The sequence below is a fragment of the Egicoccus sp. AB-alg6-2 genome (assembly GCF_041821025.1).
Lineage (GTDB): Bacteria > Actinomycetota > Nitriliruptoria > Nitriliruptorales > Nitriliruptoraceae > Egicoccus.
The window spans coordinates 1-507 of record NZ_JBGUAY010000024.1 but is presented as its reverse complement, the minus strand read 5'-3'; the positions used below and the strand labels follow the sequence as shown (position 1 = coordinate 507).

Annotated in this window: 1 protein-coding gene; it reads left to right on the top strand. The window is 68.8% G+C overall.

The annotated features are described in order from the left end of the window. Nucleotides 1-507, top strand: a 507-nt coding sequence (locus ACERMF_RS17735) for a DDE-type integrase/transposase/recombinase (protein ID WP_373670482.1), incomplete at both ends; no start/stop codon positions are given.

Sequence of the window (507 nt, the reverse complement as noted above, 5' to 3'; positions counted from 1 at the left end):
GTGCCGCGGCTGGCCGACCTGGATCGCGCGACCCGCACCGTGGTCCGCTACCAGCGCGAACGACCGGGCGAGCTGCTCCACGTCGACGTCAAGAAGCAGGGCCGCATCCCCGACGGGGGTGGCTGGCGGTTCCACGGACGCGGCAACGCCCCAGAGCTGAGGGCGCAGGAGCGGCGCACCCGCCACCGCAAACAGCCGCGGCTGGGCTACGACTACCTCCACATCGCCGTGGACGACCGCAGCCGGATCGCCTACGTCGAAGCCCACCGTGACGAACGCAAGGAGACCGCCACCGCGTTCATGAGCCGCGCCATCGACTGGTTCGCCGAACACGGCATCACCATCGAGCGCGTCATGACCGATAACGGCTCCTGCTACCGATCCCTGGCGTTCCGTGACACGCTCCAGAGCCGGCAGATCCGCCACCTACGCACGCGCCCGTACCGGCCTCAGACCAACGGCAAGGTCGAGCGGTTCAACCTCACGCTGAAGAACGAGTGGGCCTAC